Source organism: Ferrimonas sediminum, assembly GCF_900100175.1.
Taxonomy (GTDB): domain Bacteria; phylum Pseudomonadota; class Gammaproteobacteria; order Enterobacterales; family Shewanellaceae; genus Ferrimonas; species Ferrimonas sediminum.
Window position 1 is genome coordinate 214,256 of record NZ_FNEM01000001.1, and the last position, 20,667, is coordinate 234,922.

The 20,667-nt window shown below is 61.1% G+C and carries 20 protein-coding genes; 7 read left to right on the forward strand and 13 right to left on the reverse strand.

Annotation, left to right across the window (positions count from 1 at the left end):
- Positions 1–50: 50 nt before the first annotated feature.
- From BLT77_RS00965 to BLT77_RS00995, 7 genes are all read right to left on the reverse strand, one after another.
- Complete coding sequence (locus tag BLT77_RS00965) at positions 51–2,264, reverse strand: OmcA/MtrC family decaheme c-type cytochrome (RefSeq protein WP_245709828.1); 2,214 nt, start codon at positions 2,262–2,264, stop codon at positions 51–53.
- Between the two features lie 106 nt (positions 2,265–2,370).
- A complete protein-coding gene (locus BLT77_RS00970; protein ID WP_090360490.1) occupies positions 2,371–2,553 on the reverse strand; it encodes a hypothetical protein in 183 nt (60 codons plus the stop codon).
- Between the two features lie 7 nt (positions 2,554–2,560).
- Complete coding sequence (locus BLT77_RS00975; RefSeq protein WP_090360492.1) at positions 2,561–3,289, reverse strand: hypothetical protein; 729 nt, start codon at positions 3,287–3,289, stop codon at positions 2,561–2,563.
- Complete coding sequence (locus BLT77_RS00980) at positions 3,286–3,825, reverse strand: hypothetical protein (protein ID WP_090360495.1); 540 nt, start codon at positions 3,823–3,825, stop codon at positions 3,286–3,288. Before BLT77_RS00980 ends, BLT77_RS00975 begins: the two co-directional genes overlap by 4 nt.
- 3 nt (positions 3,826–3,828) lie before the next feature.
- Positions 3,829–4,455 (reverse strand): energy-coupling factor transporter transmembrane component T, encoded by a 627-nt coding sequence (locus tag BLT77_RS00985; RefSeq protein WP_090360498.1) that lies wholly within the window; start codon positions 4,453–4,455, stop codon positions 3,829–3,831.
- Positions 4,445–5,749 carry an ATP-binding cassette domain-containing protein gene (locus tag BLT77_RS00990; protein WP_090360499.1) on the reverse strand — a complete coding sequence of 435 codons (1,305 nt, stop codon included), beginning with the start codon at positions 5,747–5,749 and terminating at the stop codon, positions 4,445–4,447. Before BLT77_RS00990 ends, BLT77_RS00985 begins: the two co-directional genes overlap by 11 nt.
- A gap of 2 nt (positions 5,750–5,751) precedes the next feature.
- Positions 5,752–7,752: a TonB-dependent receptor gene (locus tag BLT77_RS00995; RefSeq protein ID WP_090360502.1), complete on the reverse strand. Its 2,001-nt coding sequence runs from the start codon at positions 7,750–7,752 to the stop codon at positions 5,752–5,754.
- A 277-nt stretch (positions 7,753–8,029) separates the two neighbouring features.
- Here BLT77_RS00995 and BLT77_RS01000 point away from each other — a divergent pair, with 277 nt between their 5' ends.
- The 5 genes from BLT77_RS01000 to ubiA all read left to right on the forward strand — a co-directional run bounded on the left by BLT77_RS01000 (position 8,030) and on the right by ubiA (position 14,235).
- Positions 8,030–8,746, forward strand: coding sequence for an HAD family hydrolase (locus BLT77_RS01000; RefSeq protein ID WP_176819151.1), 717 nt, complete (start codon positions 8,030–8,032; stop codon positions 8,744–8,746).
- Positions 8,747–8,808: 62 nt separating this feature from the next.
- The gene (gene uvrD, locus BLT77_RS01005) at positions 8,809–10,986 is read left to right on the forward strand and encodes a DNA helicase II (RefSeq protein WP_090360507.1); all 2,178 of its coding nucleotides are present in this window, start codon (positions 8,809–8,811) and stop codon (positions 10,984–10,986) included.
- A gap of 81 nt (positions 10,987–11,067) precedes the next feature.
- The gene (locus BLT77_RS01010; protein WP_090360510.1) at positions 11,068–11,568 is read left to right on the forward strand and encodes an aminoacyl-tRNA deacylase; all 501 of its coding nucleotides are present in this window, start codon (positions 11,068–11,070) and stop codon (positions 11,566–11,568) included.
- A gap of 99 nt (positions 11,569–11,667) precedes the next feature.
- Positions 11,668–13,302 (forward strand): methyl-accepting chemotaxis protein, encoded by a 1,635-nt coding sequence (locus BLT77_RS01015; RefSeq protein WP_090360515.1) that lies wholly within the window; start codon positions 11,668–11,670, stop codon positions 13,300–13,302.
- Positions 13,303–13,377: 75 nt separating this feature from the next.
- Positions 13,378–14,235: a 4-hydroxybenzoate octaprenyltransferase gene (gene ubiA / locus BLT77_RS01020; protein ID WP_245709829.1), complete on the forward strand. Its 858-nt coding sequence runs from the start codon at positions 13,378–13,380 to the stop codon at positions 14,233–14,235.
- Positions 14,236–14,294: 59 nt separating this feature from the next.
- Here the strand turns inward: ubiA and fre are convergent, their stop codons facing one another.
- Positions 14,295–14,990, reverse strand: a complete 696-nt coding sequence (fre, locus tag BLT77_RS01025; protein ID WP_090360524.1) for an NAD(P)H-flavin reductase — start codon at positions 14,988–14,990, stop codon at positions 14,295–14,297.
- Positions 14,991–15,081: 91 nt separating this feature from the next.
- Positions 15,082–16,548 carry a 4-hydroxy-3-polyprenylbenzoate decarboxylase gene (gene ubiD, locus BLT77_RS01030; protein WP_090360528.1) on the reverse strand — a complete coding sequence of 489 codons (1,467 nt, stop codon included), beginning with the start codon at positions 16,546–16,548 and terminating at the stop codon, positions 15,082–15,084.
- 131 nt (positions 16,549–16,679) lie between these two features.
- Here ubiD and BLT77_RS01035 point away from each other — a divergent pair, with 131 nt between their 5' ends.
- Both BLT77_RS01035 and BLT77_RS01040 read left to right on the forward strand, forming a co-directional pair.
- On the forward strand, positions 16,680–17,609 hold the full coding sequence (locus BLT77_RS01035) for an SPFH domain-containing protein (protein WP_218126880.1): 930 nt from the start codon (positions 16,680–16,682) through the stop codon (positions 17,607–17,609).
- Positions 17,609–18,067 (forward strand): NfeD family protein, encoded by a 459-nt coding sequence (locus tag BLT77_RS01040; RefSeq protein ID WP_090360531.1) that lies wholly within the window; start codon positions 17,609–17,611, stop codon positions 18,065–18,067. The genes BLT77_RS01035 and BLT77_RS01040 overlap by 1 nt, the downstream gene beginning before the upstream one ends.
- A gap of 148 nt (positions 18,068–18,215) precedes the next feature.
- On the opposite strand, the gene BLT77_RS01045 is transcribed toward BLT77_RS01040, so the two are convergent.
- From BLT77_RS01045 to BLT77_RS01060, 4 genes are read right to left on the reverse strand one after another with little or no spacing between them, the layout of a single operon-like run.
- The gene (locus BLT77_RS01045) at positions 18,216–18,515 is read right to left on the reverse strand and encodes a cytochrome c3 family protein (protein WP_245709830.1); all 300 of its coding nucleotides are present in this window, start codon (positions 18,513–18,515) and stop codon (positions 18,216–18,218) included.
- A gap of 25 nt (positions 18,516–18,540) precedes the next feature.
- Entirely contained in the window at positions 18,541–19,500 is a 960-nt protein-coding gene (nrfD, locus tag BLT77_RS01050; protein WP_090360535.1) for a cytochrome c nitrite reductase subunit NrfD, read from the reverse strand.
- On the reverse strand, positions 19,500–20,165 hold the full coding sequence (locus BLT77_RS01055) for a 4Fe-4S dicluster domain-containing protein (protein WP_090360540.1): 666 nt from the start codon (positions 20,163–20,165) through the stop codon (positions 19,500–19,502). Before BLT77_RS01055 ends, nrfD begins: the two co-directional genes overlap by 1 nt.
- Before the next feature lie 9 nt (positions 20,166–20,174).
- A complete protein-coding gene (locus BLT77_RS01060; protein WP_090360545.1) occupies positions 20,175–20,627 on the reverse strand; it encodes a multiheme c-type cytochrome in 453 nt (150 codons plus the stop codon).
- Positions 20,628–20,667 lie beyond the last annotated feature (40 nt).

Sequence of the window (20,667 nt, forward strand, 5' to 3'; positions counted from 1 at the left end):
AGACGCCATGAAAAAGGGGGCCGAAGCCCCCTTGGTGATTACTGGCCGAGTCAGTCCGGATTGTGGACGGTATCGATGCCGAAGGTTTTGCCTTCGCCATGACAGGTGCTGCAACTCTCCACCGGCAGGTTGGCGCTGCTGTCCGGGTTGCTGTCGACGGTAGCGCCGTTGCTTTCGAAGTGTGCCATGGCGGCGGCATCGGCGTGGGCGTGGCAGGAGCGGCAGCTGGCAGCGACCGGTGACACGTACTGATCGGTGCCGATGGCGATGGCGCGCTTGCCTGACGTCAGGCCACCGTCAGCGGCAAACAGCGATTGACCTGGGGTGTGGCAGGCTCCGCAGTCGTTAACGGCGCTGGGGTAGCCCTGCAGCTCGGCATCGCTGTCAAGGTAGACACCGTGGGCTTCTTCGTTGTCCCAGGCGCCGCTGTGGTAACGGTGCACCACAGTCATCAGATCCCGATTGCTGTAGGTCAGTCCAGGCACCTCGGTGAAGGAGCCATCCTCGTTGATCAGGTTCACCCCGGGGTGGAAGGAGCCAGCCCAGGTGCTGTTGTGGCAATGCATGCACTGGGTGAACTCGGTGGCACCGTGGGTGCCCTTCACATGAGTCAGGTTGTCGTGGCAGGCGTTGCAGTTGGCCTCGGTGACGGTTACCCGGTCAGGCTGGCTATGGCGAGCCGGGGTGGGCTCGCCGCCGTCGAGGTTGAAGTAGGCTACAGGCGCCAAGTTGGCGTAGCCGGTGCCGTCGGCCTCGCAGGGCATCGCCTCGCCCAGTGCACCGCAGAACTGCACCTCGGCGGTCAGGTAGATACTGCCGCTTAAGGTGCTGTCGGCCAGATCCTTGGCCACGGTCAGTACGCCGCCACTGAGGCTGACCCGATCCGGTGCATTGATGGAGAGGGTGGCATTGCGGGTCACCACGCCGTCGGGGTTGACGTTACCGAGCAGGATGCCCCGACCGGTGTTGGTCATGTAGGGGGCAAAGTCGAAATCGTCGTCGGCCGGCGCACCGTTGAAGGTGACATTGGCGGTGACCGTCAGGGTGCTGAGATCATCGGCAAGGCCGTTGTCGCTGACCGCAGCGGAGGTGAACTCAAATCCCAGCCCTTCATTGGCCAGCATCAGCGCCCGGCGCATCGGCTGGTGGCTGTATTCCACGGTACCGGGAAGCCCGGGGCCTGCCGGTGGGGCATCGGGACCGTGGCAGCTGTCACAGCTGCGGTCGCTGCCGACGGCGGCGATGTGGTTGCTGGCGTCCTCACTGGTGTGACAGGCCTGACAAGCCTGGCCATAGAGGTTGGCCTGCCAGCTGTCCTGTTCGCCATGGCAGTGTTTGCACTGGAACAGCTCCCCCGGAAATCCGATGGCTTCAAAACCGTCGCGGATTCCAGCGTGCAGGTCGTGAATCATGGCCGGGAAGTTGGCATCGCCCAGGTCCGGAGTGTGGCAGGCCACACATTGCTCCACCTTCTGGTAGTTGGAGTGGGTACTCAGGTAGGCGATACGCGGGTCATCATCCGGATAGCCCTCCAGCGCACCGTGGCACTGAATGCAGGCGGCATTGGCGACGCTGTCTTTGACCGACACCGCCAGGGCATCGCTGGCGGGAATGAAGTCCAGTGGTGTCGACAGCACTTTGTCCGCCACCCCTTCGCCGTCGCTGTTGTTCAGGTCATAGGCTCGTATGATCACCCGGTGCAGCAGGTTGGGATCGCCTTCAGCCAGAACCACCGGGGCATTGCCGTCGTGGGTCCAGCTGCCGCGATAACTGCCTGGCATGGCGTCATCCTCGACTAAGGTACAGGCATCAACCTCGTTGCCGCCGCGATCGGTGGTTTTGCCGGTCAGGGTGCAGGTCATGGAGGAGCCGGCGCCATTGGCCTGGGTGTGGCTCTGCCATTGGGTCGGTGCGCCGGTGTCACTGCTGTTGGCTGATTGGTTCAGCACATACAGGGCGATGCGCGACAGCCCGACCAGGGGCACGCGGTTACCGCCATTGACTCCGCTGGCGCTGAACTCAATGCTGAAGGGGTCGGTGCCGGTGACTACCACGTCGCCGGGTTGCAGCATCAGCTCAACCTCGGCGGCGGACTCCGCGGTGCGGGTAAAGGAGCCGGCTGGCAGGCCGGGATCTCCCGGAGGCCCCGGGGGGCCCTCCGGTCCCGGTGCGCCGTCGGCGCCGTCGTCGCCGTCACAGCCAAAGATCAACAGAGAGGCGCCCAGCAGCAGGGCTGAGCGTGTTGCAGCTGACTGAATCATCATCATTGTCCTTTTCGATTGTTGATTGCGGGCTCCTAAAATGTAGGCGAGCATTCGCGATTCGGACAGCGTGTGGGCCGATGTTTTGTCAGTGCTAAAACCCAGTAATTTAGTTGGTTTTTTCTCGGTTGAGCTGTTTCAGTGGGTGAACGCAGCGATATCCCTGCTGCAGCCAGCGTCGGTAGGCGCAGTTAACGCAGGAGCGCAGGGTGTCATCCACCTGTTCATCTTCGTCGTCGGCGATGAACCAGCGGCATTCACGGGCAGTCATGCGACTCTGTTTGCTTTCCATGGTGTCCTCAATAATGCTTCAGGTGGCGTTTCTGGGCGTTAAACCAGCGGTCGCCGTCGAAGGCCACCAGCAGGGTCATGCGGTGATTGAGCTGCACCGCTTTCAGTTTGCCCTCCAGTTCAACCCGGGTGTGGTTGGGAACCGGTTGATGGCTCAGGGTCCAGACCTGCTCCAGCGGCGTATGGCGCAGCAGCGCAGCGATGCTCACCGGTTGCCCCAGATCTTCAGGCAGTGCCAGTTGCCCCTTGTAGCGGCCGTCATCACCGCACAGTCTCAGGCCGATGCCGGCCAGGGCACCGATCACCCCGTCACCACTGCCGCCATGTTCCGATAGCCGGGCCTGACACCGCTGCGCCAGTTCATAGGCCTGATCCTTGGTCAGCACCTCCTTTTTGGCCTTCAGGCCGAACTCGATCAACGCTCGGCGCGCCTCGGTGTCGGTGTCGCTGAACAGGCACAGACCCGGATCGGAGCCCGGGGCCGATTCCGACAACAGGTGGTCCACCGCCAACTGGCGGATGCGATCCGGATCGCCGGGTTCGTCAATGCAGAAGCACATGGCACTGTTGTGCGAGGTGTAGGGGATGTCGTCGTGGACAAAGAGTTGGTGGCGGGTCACCGGCGAGCAGTGTCCCAGCCCCAACTGGTGGATCTTGCCGGCCAGCTCTTCGGCCAGCTCTCCGGTGCCCTTGGTGCCGATCTCGTCGGTGTCGTCGATGCTGAGGTAGAGGGTCATTGTGGTTGCCTGTGTGTGGGAATCAGTTGGTGGTGAGCAAGGCGCTGCAGCAGCATGGGGGTGCAGCAGGCGCCGAGAGTGGAGAACAGTCCGCCGCCGAGGGTTTTCCAGCCGGACTGGATCAGGATGACTGCCGGGTCGGCGCCGGCCAGCCACAGCTCCAGTGCGCCTTTGCCAACCCACACCGTCAGGGCCGCCGCTGCCACCAGCAGTGCCTGGGCGGTAAACCAGGGCGCCATGGGCAGCAGCAGCAGCGCCAGCTCCATTCCCAAGGCCGGCAGCAGAAACTTCAGCAGCACCAGCGGACCGCCCTTGCCGACGCCCATGATCAGCGCCAGCAGGCCGGTCATCAGGCCGCAGTACAGTACCGAGCCCCGTTGCGGCACCAGACCGCGGGCCAGCAGGTAGACCAGCACCAGCAGGAACATCGAGTGGCCGGTCAGGCCCAGTTTCAGCCGCACCACGGCTTTGAAGCTGACCAGCAGCAGGGCCAGTCCGCCGAGCAGGATGGCGTCGCTGAGTGAAAAACGGTTCACGGATTACTCCTCCGGGTAGTGGGTCATGGGCCTGGGGTTGTCATCGCAGTAACCCCGGGCCTGCAGGGCGGTGGCCTGCAGCTGGCTCAGACGAATCAGGCGAATCAGTAGCGGCAGCAGTACCTGGGTCGCCAGGGCCTTCCAGGCCGCCGGCCGCCACAGATCGCCGCTGCTAATGGGCGCGCCTCGAAGCCGTTGCAGCAGATACAGTTCTTTGGCCTCATCGGCGATCAGCGGAATCTGGCTGAGGCTGGCGCCTAGGATCAGGGCGTTGCGGTCACTCATCCAGCCCCGAATCGCCGCCAGGGTGTGGTGGCCCGGGGTGGACAGGAAAAACCACAGACCGGGAACCAGCATCAGGGTCATCCTCAGGCACAGCAACAGGGCGTCCGGCCAGCTGTCCGGGCCGAAGCGGATCAGGTACAGCGACAGGATCAGCAACAGCTGCACCACGACCAGCCGGCTAAGCTGCGACAGGGCTTTGACCCCCTGAGGCTGGCCCAGCAACAGACCCAGGTTGAGCAGGGCCAGTGGTGCCAGTGCCCAGGGGGGCAGCAACAGTGCCGCCGTTGCCAGTGCGGGAACCAGCGCCAACTTGAACCGGGTACGGCTGCGGGTGCTAACGCCCATGGATCTCTCCACCCTCTATGTGCCACTGGCGGTGGCTCAGAGGCAAAGGACGATGGCTGGCGATCAGCACGGCGCCGCCTTGTTGGAGCCGCTTCGACAGCGCCTGCCATAAGCGCCGGCCGGAGTCGGCATCCAGTCCGGCAAAGGGGTCGTCCAGCAACAGCAGTTTGGGCTTGCGGCACAGTTGACTGGCGATGGCCACCAGATGCTGTTGCCCGTAGGACAGGGTCAGCGGCGAACGCTCGGACAAAGTACTCAGGCCTAACTGGGCTAACTGCTGATCGGCCCGCTGCCGGCACCGGGATTCGGGTAGCCCCAGTTGCCGCAATGACAACCTCAACTCCTCGGCGACGGTGGTGGCACTGAGCTGGCGGGCCGGTTCCTGACACACCAGGGCCAGTTGCCCGCCGTGGTTGTCGAGACGGGGAGGGCGATTCAGTACCAGAACCTGGCCGTCGGGTGCCGGCGACAGCCCACACAGGGCGCGCAGCAGCGTGGTTTTGCCACAGCCGTTGTTGCCCCACAGCTGCACGCACTCGCCGGGGTGGATGGCCAGGCTGTCGGCCCGGAGCCGATGCCGGTTCCCCAGCGTCAGGACCAGGTTGGTTAACTGCAACACCGGTGCGCTCTGAGCCGCTGGCGGGCTCAGTGCCATTGGGCCGCACAGTGAGTCCGGTTGCGGTGGCTGGCCCAGACCGGATGGGGTCAGCCAGCAGTGACGGTCGATGAGATTGCCGTAGCCGTCACTGTGGTGTTCGGTGATGACCAGGGTGATGCCCCGTTGCTTGAGGCGGACCAGTAAGGCCAGTAACTGGGTAAACCCCTGGTCGTCCAGTTGTGCCCAGGGCTCGTCCAGCAGCAGCAGATCGGGCTGGCTGACCAGCTGGGCGGCAATCAGTACCCGGTATTTCTGCCCCAGAGACAGCGCACGGGTGGGGTGGGTCAGGGGCAGATCCAGCTCTACCAGATCCAGGGCCTGGCGGACGCGGGATTTCATCTGCTCGGAGGGGACGCCCCGAGTCTCCAGGGCCAGGGCCACTTCGGGACCGATCTGATCCCGGAGCAGCTGCAGGTTGGGGTCTTGCAGCACCAGCCCGCAACGACTCTGGCTGCGCACTTCGCCCCGGCTGACCGGTTGCAGTCCGGCCAGGATCTGCAACAGGGTACTTTTGCCGCAGCCGGTGGGGCCGGACACCAGCAGGGCCTGCCCCTTAGCCAGGCGCAGATCCAACGGCGCCCACAAAGGGGCGCCGTGACGTTCGAGCGTGACCCCGGTAAGGGTCAGAGCCGCCATGATCAGAACTCGGCGCGCAGGCTGAGCATCCACTGCCGTCCGGCGGCGGGCAGATCTTCGCTCTGCTCGTAGTACTCATCCAGCAGGTTGGTGACCGTCAGTTGCCAGGAGGTGCCCTGCCAGGGCAGGGGTTGTCCCAGGCTCAGGTCTACCAGGCTGTAGTCCTCGATCTCCACCGGGCCGTTGGCATCGTAGTACACCTGATCCATCACCCGTTGGGCGTCCAGACGGGCGGTCATCTCCCACGGCAACCGGGTCAGCAGGCTCAGCTTGACTGTATGAGTGGGTCGGTTCTGCAGTTGATCCCGGTTCTGGTCGTCCTCACCGCGGTTCTCCGCATCCAGATAGCTGTAGGTCAGATCCAGATCCAGCGCGTCCAGCGAGCGGTTGCTCCAGCCGAGGTCGATGCCACGGAAACGGTATTCGGCGTAGTTACGGTAGACGTCGTTGCTGTCCTTTTCGATGTAGTTGTCGACATCGCTGTGGTACGCCGACACCATCCAGCTGTTGGCAGCGTTGAACTGTTGCTCCAGCCCCAGTTCGAAGTGTTCGGTGGTTTCCGGCTCCAGCTCGGCGTTGGCGCCGCTGCCTTCGTACAGGTTGCGCAGTGTCGGAAAACGGATCTTACGGGCCGCCGAGGCGTGCAGCTGGGTGTTGCTACCCAGCATGTAGAAGCCGGAGGCCAGGGCCGAGTAGCGATTCTTCTCTTCGATGTCGCTGCGGTGCCAGCCGGCGGACAGGGTGGTGCCATAGTCGCCGTTGGCCAGCCATTGGTATTCGGTGACCACGGTGTACAGATTCTGGCTTTCGTCCAGATGGCTGATGCTGGGGGCACTGACACCGCCGCCACCGCCACCGCCACCGCCACCGCCGCCGCCACCGGCCCGGGCCAGGCTCTTGTTGCCGCCGCCGGAGCTGGCAGCTTTGATCACCGTGGCATCGTACTGCTGGTTCTCCAGAATCACCGCCGTAGTGAGCACGTGCTGCTGATTGCTTAGAATCCACTGGCCATTAAAGCCCTGGTTGGTCGCGGTGGAGTCGCTCTGCTGTTTATAAGCATCGAAGTCGGCGTCGGTGTACTGGTTTTCGATCTTGTCCTGCCGGTTGTAGTAGGCAAAGCCGCGCACACTGTTGTGGCTGTTAAAACGGTGCGCCACGCTGAACTGCATGCCGCCTTTCTTCAGGTCATCCACTCGTTCGTACTTGATTTTGCTGTCAGCCAGGTTACCGACCCGGCTCGGTTTGCCCCACTCCGCTTGCTCGTACTCGCCGGTCAGGCTCATGCGGGTATCATCGCCCCATTGCCACTCGGCGTTGCCATACAGGCTGTCAGAGCGGTTGTCACTGTTGTTGCGCTGGCCGCCGTTCTCTTCCGGACCCGGAGTGAAGTCATCGGCCAGGTTGAAGCCGTCCTGGCCGCTGCCGCTGTAGCTGAGCAGCAGGTTGCGGGTATCGGTGGCCCCGGCGACGCTGGCATTGGCTGCCCAGCGGCCGTCATTGCCTGCGCCCACTTCGGCGCTGACGCTGCTGGCATCGACACCGGTGCGGGTAATGACATTGATGACCCCGGCATTACCACCAGTGCCGTACAGCAACGAACTTGGTCCCATGCTGACCTGAATCTCTTCGATGCGGCTGGCGGGAATCAGGCTGGCATCAAACTGGCCGTCATAGCTGCTGTTGGCCGGAACGCCGTTGACCAGCAGCAGCACGTGGCGGGTCTTGAAGCCGCGAATGTCGATCAGCGGTCGACCGGCGCCGCCGGTGCGTACGTAGACACCGGGGATCTTGGTCAGCGCCTGGTCCAGGGTCAGGGCACCCTGTTGCTGCAGATCCTCTTTGGAGATGCTGTAGCTGGTGGTGGCCAGTTGCTGGGGCGCCGGTGCGTCACCGGTGACCACGATTACTTCCTGTACGTCAAACACTGAATCGGACTGGGCCGTCGCCATTGCCGGGCCACTGCATACCAGTGCAATGGCACTTGCCACCGTAGTAAACCGCATAACCTGTTGTTCCACTTGTAATAAGACTGGGGTTGTGGCGCCATTCTCGGATCTTGGTCACGTTATTTTCAATCGTCTTGCTCTGACCCTTAGAGCTGGATCAACAGTAAATGCGCCCAAGGGGAAGGAGTAACCTGAAATAACCATCGTGGATGGACAGAATGTCGCAATGTGCCGTTTCGCCGGACAGAAAGGGGCGGTTGTCACGGGGCCGCCATTTAGCCGCCATCGTCGCCAGTGTTATGCTAGAGGCATTCTTGAACAGGGGTGGATGCCCATGCAATTTTATCGTCGTCTGCATCCAGTGAAAGCGATCAGCTTCGATCTGGATGACACCTTATACAACAACAAGCCGGTGTTGCTGGCCGCCGAAGGCCGGTTGATGCAGTGGCTGGCTGATCACAGTCGCCAAGCCCGGGCCGGAGAGCGCAGCTGGTGGTGGCAGCAGCGAACCTTGCTACTGGATGAAACGCCGGAGTTGCGCCACGACACTACCAGGCTGCGGCACCGTACCCTGGAGCGCGGCCTGCTGGCGCTGGGGTTGTCCGAGTGCGCGTCGGCGGAGCTGGCCGATGGCGCCATGGCGAACTTCCTGGAGTGGCGTAATGAGATTGTGGTCAGCGACGAGGTGCAACAGGTGATTCAGCAGCTGGCGCGGCGTTGTCCGTTGGCGGCGATCACCAATGGCAATGCGGATCTGGCCCGATTCTGGCCACAGGCGCCGTTTGTGGTGGCCCGGTATGCTGGCCAGCATGGGCCGATGAAGCCGGCGTTACCCCTGTTTGAGCAGACCTGGCAACGGCTGGGGGTGGCTCCCGCCCAGCTGCTGCACATCGGCGACCACCCTAATGCGGATGTGGCTGGCGCCAATCGGGCCGGCTGTCAGAGTGGCTGGCTGACGCCACCCTATGAGCAGGCGGTGCGGCCGCTCGCCGCCAGTCTGCCCACATTTGCCTTCCAGCGACTGCCGCAGCTGTTGCAGTTGCCACTCTGAATACTGGTTAAATACTCAGTGTTTTTTGCTATAGTGGCGTTTTTTCCCATTGGAGCCCTGCCATGATCCCGTCGGCCTCAGCGTCTGAGTTACTCGACTCCCTCAACGATAAGCAGCGGGCTGCCGTTGAGTCGGCGCCCGGTTCGGTGTTGGTGCTGGCCGGTGCCGGCAGTGGCAAGACCCGGGTGCTGACCCATCGCATCGCCTGGTTGCTCAATGAACAGGGAGAGAGTCCGTTCGCCATTCTGGCGGTGACATTTACCAACAAGGCGTCGGCGGAGATGCGCAGCCGCATCGAGTCTCTGGTGGGTGGCCCCATGAATCGCATGTGGATCGGTACCTTCCATGGCCTGGCGCACCGGCTGTTGCGGGCACACCATCACGAAGCGGGACTGCCGGAAGGGTTTCAGATTCTCGACTCCGACGATCAGTACCGGTTGATCCGCCGTATCCTGAAAAGCCTCGATCTGGATGAAAAGCGCTGGCCACCCCGGCAGGCCATGGGCTACATCAATGCCAAAAAGGACGAGGGCCTGCGCCCGGCGCACATTGATGCCGGTCACCACCCCATGGAGCAGATGCTGCTTCGCATCTACAGCACCTACCAGGAAGCCTGTGATCGGGCCGGGCTGGTGGATTTTGCCGAATTGTTGTTGCGGGCGCATGAGCTGTGGCTCAAGCACCCACAGATTCTGCGTCATTACCAGGGGCGATTCCGCCATGTGCTGGTGGATGAGTTCCAGGACACCAACGCCATTCAGTACGCCTGGATTCGGTTGCTGGTGGGCCAGAGCAGCAACGTGATGATCGTGGGTGATGACGATCAGTCCATCTATGGCTGGCGTGGTGCCAAGGTGGAGAATCTGACCAAGTTTCTGGATGATTTTCCCGGATCGGAAGTGATTCGGCTTGAGCAGAACTACCGCTCCACCGGTAACATCCTGGCGGCGTCCAATACTCTGATTGCCAACAATGCCGAACGGATGGGCAAACAGCTGTGGACCGATGGCAAGGACGGTGAGTTGATCGCCGTGTTTCAGGCTTTCAACGAACTTGAGGAAGCCCGCTTTATCGTCAGTCGGGTCAAGCAACACCTGGAGCAGGGCGGGGCACTGGCGGACTGCGCGGTGCTGTACCGCTCCAACGCCCAGTCACGGGTGTTGGAGGAGGCGCTGCTGCATCAGCAGGTGGCCTACCGCATCTATGGCGGCCTGCGCTTTTTTGAGCGTCAGGAGATTAAAGATACCCTGGCCTACCTGAGGTTGGTGGCCAACCGCAGTGATGATGCGGCGTTCGAGCGGGTGGTCAACACTCCGGCGCGGGGCATCGGCGATCGCACCCTGGACATTGTCCGCACTACCTCCCGTCAGCACGGCTTGTCATTATGGCGCAGCTGCCAGCAGTTGTTGAACGAGAAAGCGCTGTCCGGACGGGCCGCCAACGCGGTTCGTGGTTTTATGGATCTGGTGGCGGAGATCGACGACGAGATTGCCGATTTTAGCCTCAAGCTGGCCACCGATAAGGTGATCGAGCTGTCCGGGTTGCGGGCCATGTATGAACAGGAGAAGGGCGAAAAGGGCCAGGCACGGGTGGAAAACCTGCAGGAGCTGGTGACGGCGGCCGGCACCTTTGAAAAGCCGGAAGAGGCCGAGGAGATGAGTGACGTCAACGCCTTCCTGGCCCATGCGGCGCTGGAGGCCGGTGACAACCAGGCCAGCGACAGCGAAGATGCGGTGCAGATGATGACCCTGCACTCGGCCAAAGGGCTGGAGTTTCCGCTGGTGTTCATGTGCGGCGTCGAAGAGGGGATGTTCCCCAGTCAGAAGGCGGTCGAGGAGGGGGATCGGCTCGAGGAGGAGCGGCGCCTGTGTTACGTCGGCATGACCCGGGCGATGCAGAAGCTGACCATTACCTACGCCGAAAGTCGCCGCATCTATGGCCGGGAAACCTTTGCCAAGGCATCCCGCTTTCTCAGTGAGATCCCCGAACAGTACCTGGAGTCGATTCGGGCCCAGACCAAGGTCAGCAGTACCAAGAGCGTCAACCGCTTCAGCCAGACGGAAAAGAGTTTCGATGCCACCGGCCTTAAGTTGGGGCAGAGGGTCAAGCATCCGAAGTTTGGTGACGGGGTGATCATCAACTACGAAGGCACCGGCCCCCAGAGCCGGGTGCAAGTGGCGTTCGATGGTCAGGGCATTAAGTGGCTGGTGGTGGCTTACGCCCGTCTGCAACCCATGTAGGGCCTGGCCAGCGCCGGTTCCCTGCCGGCGCCGGCATTTGCGATTACACTTAAGGTGGTGCAAGCCTAAGGAGGAATCGTCATGGGCATTGCCATTAGCGTCAGTGAATACCTCAACCACCACCACATTCCGTTTCGGGTGGTGTCCCACCCCTATTCCGAATCCGCCCTGCAATCGGCCATCGGCGCCGGCATCCCTCAGCAGCAGGTGGCTAAAGCCGTAATGTTGCAGGATCATCAGGGGCGTCACCTGATGGCGGTCATTCCGGCGGATCGGCGCCTGCGCCTGAAACGCCTGGGCGAGTTGCTGGATCGGGATCTGTCCCTGATGTCGGAAGTGGAGGCGTCGCAAACTTTTCCAGATTGTCAGTTTGGCGCCTTGCCGGCATTGGGTCAGGCGTACCATGTCCCCGTGGTGTTTGATGAGGTACTGCAGGATCAACAGCAGATATTTTTTGAAGCCGGTGACCACCAGTTGCTGGTGCAGTTGAGTCAGCGGGATTTTGGTCGGGTGATGGCCGAGGATCGCCATGGCCGCTTCAGTGTGCAGCCGACCCTGGACTACGGCCAACGACGATTGTGAGTGCTTTCCCAATTCACTAACGGCTCGTGATCCAGATCAAGACTCCTTGTGTAATAAGTGTGTACTTTGCCGGTACATACTTAGCAGGGAATAGTTAACGTGCTGTTACTTAAGCGTATTTCATTGGGCAAGAAGCTCTGGTTACTGGTCATCCTTTCCATCATTGCCACTCTGTGGTTGCTGATTTTTTCTGCGGATTTGTTGAAGCAGCGAATCAACGAAGCCAGGGATGAGGCTCTGATTAACCAGGTGGAGCAGGCCAGTTCCCTGCTGTCTCACTATCAGACCCTGGTGCCGGATCTTGGTGAGTCGGCGGCCAAGCAGCAGGCGTTGGATGCCTTGTCTGCACTGAGGTTTGAGGGGGACAACTACTTCTGGGTACTGGATCGTCAGGGCACCCTGTTGGCCCACAACCGCCGGCCGGATCAGCTGGGACAGGTGATGACTGCCGTCACCGATGCCAATGGCCAGCGTTACTGGCAGGCGATGCTGGATCGCACCGCCAACGGTGGTCGTGGCTTCCTGACCTACGCCCTGACCCAGAAAGACCAGTCGGTGCGGGATAAAACCTCCTACGTGATTGCCGATGATCGCTGGCACTGGGTGGTCGGTGCTGGCGTTGAGCATGCCAATACTCAGGCGCTGTTCTGGGATCTGATTGTGCGGCTGGTGTGGGTGTCGCTGATCGCGACTGCCATTACTCAACTGGTGAGCCATTTTATTCGCCGAGACATCAGCCAGGCCATCGGTGATCTGGAGAAAGCCTGCGATGCCATGGCCGATGGTGATCTCAGTGGCCGCGACGACCAGCTGCTGGATCGTCGTGATGAGCTGGGGCATCTGGCCCAGGCGCTGACCAAGATGCGCCGTTCGCTGGTGCAGGTACTGGCCGAGGTGAAGCGCAATGCCGACGATGCCCAGCAGCAGTCTCAAGCTCTGAGTGAGTCGGCTCAGGCCAGCCAGCATACGGTGGAGGAGCAACAGGCACAGCTGCAGCAGGTGGCCACGGCCGTTAATGAGATGAGCCACACCATCGGTGATGTGGCCCACAATGCCGAGCAGACCGCCTCTTCGACCGATTCAGCGTCTCAAAGTAGCGTCGACGGCCAGCAGCGCATGGAGCAGGCAGAGCAGCAGATCAACCGCCTGGCAGACAGTGTCAGTACCAGTGCCGATCGCATCTCCGAGTTGCATCAGGGGGTTCAGGCCATCAGCGAGATCACCGAGGTGATCAACGGCATCTCCGAACAGACCAACCTGTTGGCACTCAATGCGGCGATTGAGGCGGCCCGGGCCGGAGAGCAGGGCCGCGGCTTTGCCGTGGTTGCCGACGAAGTGCGGCAACTGGCCGCCCGCACGCGGGAGTCCACTTCCCAGGTACAGAGCACCATCGAGAGCCTGCAGCGAGGCGCGGTGACTTCGGTGGAGGCGATGCAGGGCTGTGCCACTATGGCCACAGAGAGCGCCGAAACCAGTCAGCAGATGGCAGAGACCCTTAAGGGGATGGTGACTCAAATCCGTGACGCCAACGAACGGGCCGGCCAGATTGCCACCGCTGCCGAGCAGCAGAGTTCGGTGTCTGAAGAGATCAACCAGAACCTGATCCGGGCCAACGACGCCGGCGTTGAGGTGAAAACCCAGGCAGAGCAGGTGGCCGAGCAGAGTCAGGTGCTGCTGAGTCATGCCAGCGACCTTCAGGTGCAACTGCAACGGTTTAACTTCAGCGCCGGATAGTAGTTTGGCCGGGATTGCCGCATAATGGCCCCAGTTGGAACTTGAAGAGTACGGGCACGGAAGATGCTTGCAGTGATGCGTGATCGATTAGGGCCATACCTGCGCCTGGCCAGACTGGATCGGCCAATTGGAACCTTTTTGTTGTTATGGCCGACGCTGTCGGCCATCTGGCTGGCCGCCAATAACGGCTCTCCCGATCCTCGGGTGGTGTTGGTGTTCTTTGTGGGCGTGTGGCTGACCCGCGCTAACGGCTGCATCATCAACGACTACGCCGATCGTAACCTGGACGGTCACGTAGAGCGAACCAAGGGGCGGCCGCTGGCCAGTGGCGAAATTAAGCCCAGAGAGGCCCTGGCGCTGTTTGTGGTGCTGGGGCTGGTGTGTTTTTCGCTGGTGCTGACCCTCAATACCCTGACGGTGCTGATGTCCTTTGTGGGCATGGCGCTGACCATCCTCTATCCCTTTACCAAGCGTTTTTTCCCCGGGCCCCAGATGGTACTCGGGGTGGTGTGGAGCTGGTCAATACCGATGGCATTTGCGGCCCAGACCGGTGCGGTACCGCTGGAAGCCTGGTATCTGTTTTTTGCTCACTGGTGCTGGACCGTGGCCTACGACACCATGTATGGCATGGTCGACCGCGAAGATGATCTGCAGGTGGGGATTCGCTCGACCGCCATCTGGTTTGGTCGCTACGATCGTCACTTTATCGCGGTGTTCCAGCTGATGACCCTGGTGTTGTTGTCGGCACTGGGCTGGCGTCTGCAGCTGGCCTGGCCTTACTATCTGGGGCTGGCGGTGATGGCGCTGCTGTTTGCCCATCAGCAGTGGCGGATTCGCCATCGCCACCGCGATGCCTGCTTCAAGGCGTTTTTGAACAACAACTGGGCCGGGTTGGCGTTGTTTACCGGTGTGGTGAGCAGTTACGCCCTGTAATCCGGCGAGCGTCCATAAAAAAACCGCCCACGGGCGGTTTTTTTATGGCCTGGTCAGGGCTACTTGATGTAAGCGAAGGCGTCACCGAACAGGCGTCGTTCATCGACCCCTTTTTCGCGAAAGGCTTCACGGGCGGCACCTGCCATCTCGAAGCGTCCGGCGATGTAGACGTCGTAGTCGCCCAGGCTGATGAAATCGCTGCAGACGGCGTCAATCACCGTTCCCTGGCGCTGGCCCGCGACCGCTTCATCAAACACCGGCACCACCGTCAGGTGAGGGTAGTGTTCGGCCCACCGTGCCAGCTTGTCGGCCTGATACATGCTGGCTTGATCACGGCAGCCCCAGTACAGGAAGGTGGTGGTGGTATCACCGGCGGCAATCAGGGTTTCCATGATGCTGTTGATGTAGGAGAAGCCGGTGCCTCCGGCAATCAGCAGCCGCGGCCGTGGCAGGTCCTGGCGCAGGTAGGCGTCACCGAACGGCAGCTCCACCTCGATGCTGTCGCGGCTTTGCATCGCCTCGATCACTTGCATGGCGTAGCTTTCCGCTACGGCGGCGCCGATGTGCAACTCCAGCTGCTCGCCGTTAACCGGGCTGGAGGCGATGGAGAACGGACGTTTATCTTCATCACTCATCACCACGGTCAGGTACTGACCGGCGGCAAACGTCACCGGTTGTGACGGGGTGAGGATGACCTTGAAAACGGTATCGCAAAACGGCGTCACCGAAGCGATGTTACAGCGGATCCTTTGCATTCTATTCTCATTGTTATCGGGTTACTGCGGCGCATTGTAGCCCGAAGCCCGGGCCACACGCCAGCGTAAGGATCGATTGCCGCTATCGCCACTAATCGATTCCAAGAGAGTCCCACAGGTCGTCGACCCGGGTTTTAACGGCGTCATCCATGACAATGGGTTCGCCCCACTCCCGCTGGGTTTCACCCGGCCACTTGTTGGTGGCATCGATGCCCATCTTGGAGCCCAGACCCGCTACCGGAGAGGCGAAATCCAGGTAATCGATGGGGGTGTTGTCCACCATCAGGGTGTCACGGCTGGGGTCGACCCGGGTGGTCAGGGCCCAGATGACGTCGTTCCAGTCGCGGGCGTTGACGTCGTCGTCACAGATGATGATGAACTTGGTGTACATAAACTGGCGCAGGAAGCTCCAGGCCCCCATCATCACCCGCTTGGCGTGGCCCGGGTACTGCTTCTTAATGGTGATCACCGCCATTCGATAGCTGCAACCCTCGGGGGGCAGGTAGAAGTCTTCAATTTCCGGATACTGCTTTTTCAGAATCGGCACAAACACCTCGTTCAGCGCCACGCCGAGCATGGCCGGCTCATCCGGCGGTCGGCCGGTGTAGGTGCTGTGGTAGATGGCGTCTTTGCGCATGGTGATGTGGGTGACCGTCAGCACCGGGAAGCGTTCCACTTCGTTGTAGTAGCCGGTGTGGTCGCCGTAGGGGCCTTCATCCGCCTCTTCGCCGGGCTCCAGGTAGCCTTCGAGGATGATCTCACTGTGGGCCGGTACATCCAGATCGTTGCTGATGGATTTGATCACCTCGGTGCGCTCGCCCCGCAGCAGTCCGGCGAAGGCGTATTCGCTCATGGCGTCCGGCACCGGCGTCACCGCCCCCAGGATAGTCACAGGGTCTGAACCCAGTGCCACCGATACCGGGTAGCGTTCACCCGGGTACTTCTCCTGAAAATCTTTGTAGTCCAGCGCGCCGCCACGGTGGGCCAGCCAACGCATGATCAGCTTGTTTTTGCCCAACAGTTGTTGGCGGTAGATGCCCAGGTTCTGGCGCTTCTGATTGGGGCCCTTAGTGATGGTCAGCCCCCAGGTCACCAGAGGGGCCACGTCGCCGGGCCAGCAGTGCTGGATGGGCAGTTGGGTCAGATCGACGTCGTCGCCGCTGATCACCACCTGTTGGCAGGGAGCTTTAGAGACCCGCTTGGGAGGCATGTTGAGTGCCTGCTTGAACATCGGCACTTTGGAGATGGCGTCCTTGAAACCGGACGGAACCTCGGGCTCTTTCAGAAACGCCAGCAGCTCGCCAACTTCCCGCAGGGCACTGCTGTCTTCTCGGCCCAGAGCCATCGCCACCCGTTTCGGGGTGCCAAACAGGTTGGCCAATACCGGCATCTGCTTGCCTTTGACGTTCTCAAACAGCAGCGCCGGACCGCCGCTGCGAAGCACCCGGTCACTGATCTCGGTCATCTCCAGATGAGGGTCGACCTCGGCATTGACCCGTTTGAGCTCGCCAGCCTGTTCCAAGTGGCTTATGAACTCTCGTATATCCCTGAATTTCATGCGATAGTCTCTAGTTTACAGGCTACAATCATAGCTAGTTTGCGCGGTCAGACGGCGCTTTTTGGCTAGTATACGCGTCATAGTCGGGGATGTCGCCGCTCAGGACGCTGCCGCTCACTCGAGGAGTATCCATGGATATTGGTATGTTTATCGATTTGCTGGGACCCAGCTTTATTTTTGTCGTGTTTGCCCTGGTGGCCGTGTTTACAGCGGTCAAAATTGTGCCTCAGGGGCATGAGTGGAACGTGGAGCGGTTTGGGCGCTTCACCCGCTCGCTAAAGCCAGGCCTGCACCTGGTGGTGCCCTTTATCGATAGGGTCGGGCACAAAATCAATGTAATGGAGCGAGTACTCGACATCCCCAGCCAGGTGGTGATCAGCCGTGATAACGCCAATGTGACCGTGGATGGCGTGACCTTTATTCAGGTGATCGACTCAGGCCGGGCGGCCTATGAGGTCAATAACCTGGAGAACGCCATCCAGAATCTGGCCATGACCAACCTGAGGACGGTGTTGGGGTCGATGGAGTTGGATGAGATGCTGTCCCGCCGTGATGAAATTAACGATCGCTTGCTGGCGGTGGTGGACGCGGCCACCCAGCCCTGGGGGGTGAAAGTGACCCGCATCGAGATTAAGGACATCTCACCGCCGATGGATCTCATCGAGTCGATGAATGCGCAGCTTAAAGCCGATCGCTCCAAGCGGGCTGAGATCCTTGAAGCCGAGGGGGTGAAGCAGGCGGCGATTCTCAAAGCCGACGGTGAGAAGCAGGCGGCAATATTGCGGGCCGAAGGGGAGCGTCAGGCGGCGTTTCTGGAGGCGGAAGCCCGGGAACGTCAGGCGGAGGCGGAGGCCAACGCCACCACCACGGTGTCCAATGCCATCGCCAGTGGTGACCTCAATGCGATTAACTACTTTATTGCCCAGCGCTACACCGAAGCGCTGGCGGACATCGGTAAGTCGGACTCCAGCAAGCTGGTGATGCTGCCGGTGGAAGGCAGCAATCTGGCCGGTTCCGTTGCCGGCATCACCGAGCTGATTCAACAGGTGAGGAACTCCTGATGATGGAATTGTTGCTGGGCATGACCGCTACCCATTGGCTGATTGTCGGCTTGCTGTTACTGACCCTGGAGTTGATCGGTTCTGGTGGCTATCTACTGTGGATTGGTGGTGCCGCCATTGCCACCAGCGTACTGGCGCGGTTGTCTTCGGTCAGTGTTGAAAACCAATGGTTTGTGTTTGGTTGCTTGTCGCTGCTGTTTACCTTTTTCTGGTACCTGTATCAACGGGGGCGGGACAAACGCGGCCTGGAGCGTACCGGGCTGAACCAGCGTGGCCGCGGTTTGATTGGCGCATTGGGCACCACATTAACCTCGGTATCGGCTCAGACTGGCCGGGTCAAAATCGGCGATTCCAGCTGGTCGGCGCGCTGTGTTGATCAGCAAGAGGTGGAAGCCGGTGAGCAGGTGGAAGTGATCGAGGTGGATGGCACCGTGCTGGTGGTGCGGCCGAAAGATTAAAAAAGGGCCACCGCTGGGGTGGCCAAAGTAGGATGAGATCCCGGAACAACCGGGGGCCGTCCTGGCCAAGAAAATCGTCCTGTGTCGCAACGGGCGGCGGCGATTGCCGGCTCGGGTCATCACGCCGAAGGCAATCGCGCCGGCGCCGTTATTCGTGACAGTTGGCGCAACCGGCATTGAGGTCCACTTCGTCGTGGGCCACATGGCAGTCGGTGCATTCCAGTGTGCCATCGTGCTTTTCATGGGCGTCGCCGCCCAACTCCTTCATGGCGCCGTGGCAATCCAGGCAAGCCTGGTTTTCATAGTCCATGTCGCCGGAAGGCACCCCCTCTGCGTGACAGCTTTCACAGCCACTCATATCGCTGTGGGTATCGGCGATGGGCTGAGCGCTGATTGCCAGGGGCAGGCTGCACAGCATCAGGGTTATCAGGGTGTGTTTCATCATCATCTCCAGTGGTGTTGATGCCGAAGCATCAGGCGACGGTCAACTGACCGGCGTACAAAACAAAGTGCCTCAGGGCGAACACCCCGATCAGGGTCAACATGCAGGTGGTCACCACAAAGGCATTGCTGTGCCGCAGTCGTTCCGGCATCCAGCGATTCAGTGCCGCCGGTACCAACATGCCGCCGACCACCACCAGTCCCCAGAAGATGGCGGACCAGAAGCCTCCGCCCAGTGCGACCTTGGCGGCCTCCAGGCTTTGGCCGCCGGCAAAGGCCAGGCCGATGAAGAAGGCAAACAGCAGGAAGGCCTCGAAGATCACCAGCGGGGACTCCAGTTCATGGACAAAGTGGATGTCATCGTCGGTGGGGCGGTGCTTGAACAGCAACAGGCTCATCAGAATGGAGGCGCCGATTCCCGAGGAGATGCCGGACACCAGGAACAGGATCGGCAGAATCGGGTTGTTGAGCATGGGGTAACCCTTGAGCGCCGACAACAGGAAGCCGGTGTAGGCGCCGAGGATGATCGCCAGCGCGGCCAGTACGTTTTCCACCGGGCGGCTGTGACGGCATAACCAGTTCACCAGCGCGACGAATCGCGGCAGTACCGCTTCCAGTTTGCGCATGGGCGCCGCAAAGGCGATCAGCAGCCACACCATCAGTACGCCGATGTACAGTGACGCGGCGATAACCCCCAGGGACATCACCGAGGTGGGGTTGTAGAACACCATGATTTTCCAGAAATCAAACGGCTTGGTAAGGTCGAGCACCAACAGCCCCAGGCCCACCATGATCGCCAGAGGCCCTACGGCAGCGGCACCCTGGACAATGCCACTGTGGTGGGCGGGCAGCCCTTTATTTTCCAGTTTGCGCTTGGTCAGAATGCCAATCACCGTGGCACCGGCGGAGACGCCAGCCAGAAACAGGTAGATGGCGATAGGCCAGTGCCAGACCAGGGTATCGAAATGCAGTGCGCTCTCTACGGTGTTCATTACAGTACTCCTGCTTTCTGGCTAGGGATGCGGAACAGCTTGGGATTGGTGCCGAGATCCAGCTTGGCGCGCTCGGTGCGTTGGTGGCGCAAAATGGCCGCCAGTTCACTGTCCGGATCGTTGAGATCACCAAAGGTCAGTGCTTTGGTGGGACAGGCTTCGACACAGGCTGGCAACCGGCCTTCGGCCAGGTTGGTTTTACGGCAGAAATCGCATTTGTCCGCGGCTTTGGTAACCGGGTGGATGAAGCGAACCCGGTAGGGGCAGGCGGCGATGCAGTATTGGCAGCCGACGCACTTGAACGGGTCGACGTCGACAATGCCGGTTTCCTTGTCCCGAAACGCGGCGCCGGTGGGGCAGACACTGATGCAGGGTGCATCCTGACAGTGCTGGCAGCTGTCACGGCTGAAGCGGTAATAGGGGTCTTCGTCGGCGTTGAACGGGCCGTCAATATTGAGTTTAAGGCGGCTGACCCCTTCCGGGACATGATTGACCTCGCGGCAGGCGTGCTCGCAGGCGCGGCAACCGATGCACTTGGTCTCATCGTGAATCATCGCCAGGTTTTTCACTTTACCGTCAGCGTCGGAGCTGGCGTCGGTGCTGATGGCCGCTGTGACGGCGCAGGCAGCGGAGCAGCCTAGGAATTGGCGTCTGGACAGGCTCATGATCTCTCCTTATTGCTGGCTGCCGTGGCAATCCACGCACAGTTGGGTCCGGCCGATCTCATCCAGCTGGGAGATGGGGTCGGTATGGGGGTGCAGTTGATGGCAGTCGGCGCAGCCGACTTTGTCCTGATGGACATCGTGGGTCCAGTCGGCGTTACGCAGCTTGACCGGCTTGTGGCAGCGGGCGCAGCGCTGGTTTTGGAGCGCCACCTCGGTCTGGCTGTCGGTGCCAAATTCGATGACCGGCGCTTTCTTTCTGGGATGGCTACCCTGATCGCCGTGACAGCTGGTGCAGGCCAGTCCCTGTTCGCCGATGGTGCTGTGAACGCCCTCCATAGAGCCGTTTTTCTTATGGCAGCGTAGGCACTTGGCTGAGGCGTCGTTGGCCGCCTGCAGGGGTGAGGCAGCCATGGCCAGCAAGGCGCAGCTCACCAAGATCGATAGCAGATGCCGATCTCTCATATATCCTCCGGGGAGATTGGGGGCCCCGCAGGGCCCGAAG

Excerpts from the sequence above, each read along its gene's own strand:
- BLT77_RS00965 (WP_245709828.1), bottom strand. The coding sequence starts at position 2,264 with ATGATGATTCAGTCAGCTGCAACACGCTCAGCCCTGCTGCTGGGCGCC.
- BLT77_RS00970 (WP_090360490.1), bottom strand. The coding sequence starts at position 2,553 with ATGGAAAGCAAACAGAGTCGCATGACTGCCCGTGAATGCCGCTGGTTC.
- BLT77_RS00975 (WP_090360492.1), bottom strand. The coding sequence starts at position 3,289 with ATGACCCTCTACCTCAGCATCGACGACACCGACGAGATCGGCACCAAG.
- BLT77_RS00985 (WP_090360498.1), bottom strand. The coding sequence starts at position 4,455 with ATGGGCGTTAGCACCCGCAGCCGTACCCGGTTCAAGTTGGCGCTGGTT.
- BLT77_RS00990 (WP_090360499.1), bottom strand. The coding sequence starts at position 5,749 with ATGGCGGCTCTGACCCTTACCGGGGTCACGCTCGAACGTCACGGCGCC.
- BLT77_RS00995 (WP_090360502.1), bottom strand. The coding sequence starts at position 7,752 with ATGCGGTTTACTACGGTGGCAAGTGCCATTGCACTGGTATGCAGTGGC.
- BLT77_RS01000 (WP_176819151.1), top strand. The coding sequence starts at position 8,030 with ATGCAATTTTATCGTCGTCTGCATCCAGTGAAAGCGATCAGCTTCGAT.
- uvrD (WP_090360507.1), top strand. The coding sequence starts at position 8,809 with ATGATCCCGTCGGCCTCAGCGTCTGAGTTACTCGACTCCCTCAACGAT.
- BLT77_RS01010 (WP_090360510.1), top strand. The coding sequence starts at position 11,068 with ATGGGCATTGCCATTAGCGTCAGTGAATACCTCAACCACCACCACATT.
- ubiA (WP_245709829.1), top strand. The coding sequence starts at position 13,378 with ATGCGTGATCGATTAGGGCCATACCTGCGCCTGGCCAGACTGGATCGG.
- fre (WP_090360524.1), bottom strand. The coding sequence starts at position 14,990 with ATGCAAAGGATCCGCTGTAACATCGCTTCGGTGACGCCGTTTTGCGAT.
- ubiD (WP_090360528.1), bottom strand. The coding sequence starts at position 16,548 with ATGAAATTCAGGGATATACGAGAGTTCATAAGCCACTTGGAACAGGCT.
- BLT77_RS01035 (WP_218126880.1), top strand. The coding sequence starts at position 16,680 with ATGGATATTGGTATGTTTATCGATTTGCTGGGACCCAGCTTTATTTTT.
- BLT77_RS01040 (WP_090360531.1), top strand. The coding sequence starts at position 17,609 with ATGATGGAATTGTTGCTGGGCATGACCGCTACCCATTGGCTGATTGTC.
- BLT77_RS01045 (WP_245709830.1), bottom strand. The coding sequence starts at position 18,515 with ATGATGATGAAACACACCCTGATAACCCTGATGCTGTGCAGCCTGCCC.
- nrfD (WP_090360535.1), bottom strand. The coding sequence starts at position 19,500 with ATGAACACCGTAGAGAGCGCACTGCATTTCGATACCCTGGTCTGGCAC.
- BLT77_RS01055 (WP_090360540.1), bottom strand. The coding sequence starts at position 20,165 with ATGAGCCTGTCCAGACGCCAATTCCTAGGCTGCTCCGCTGCCTGCGCC.
- BLT77_RS01060 (WP_090360545.1), bottom strand. The coding sequence starts at position 20,627 with ATGAGAGATCGGCATCTGCTATCGATCTTGGTGAGCTGCGCCTTGCTG.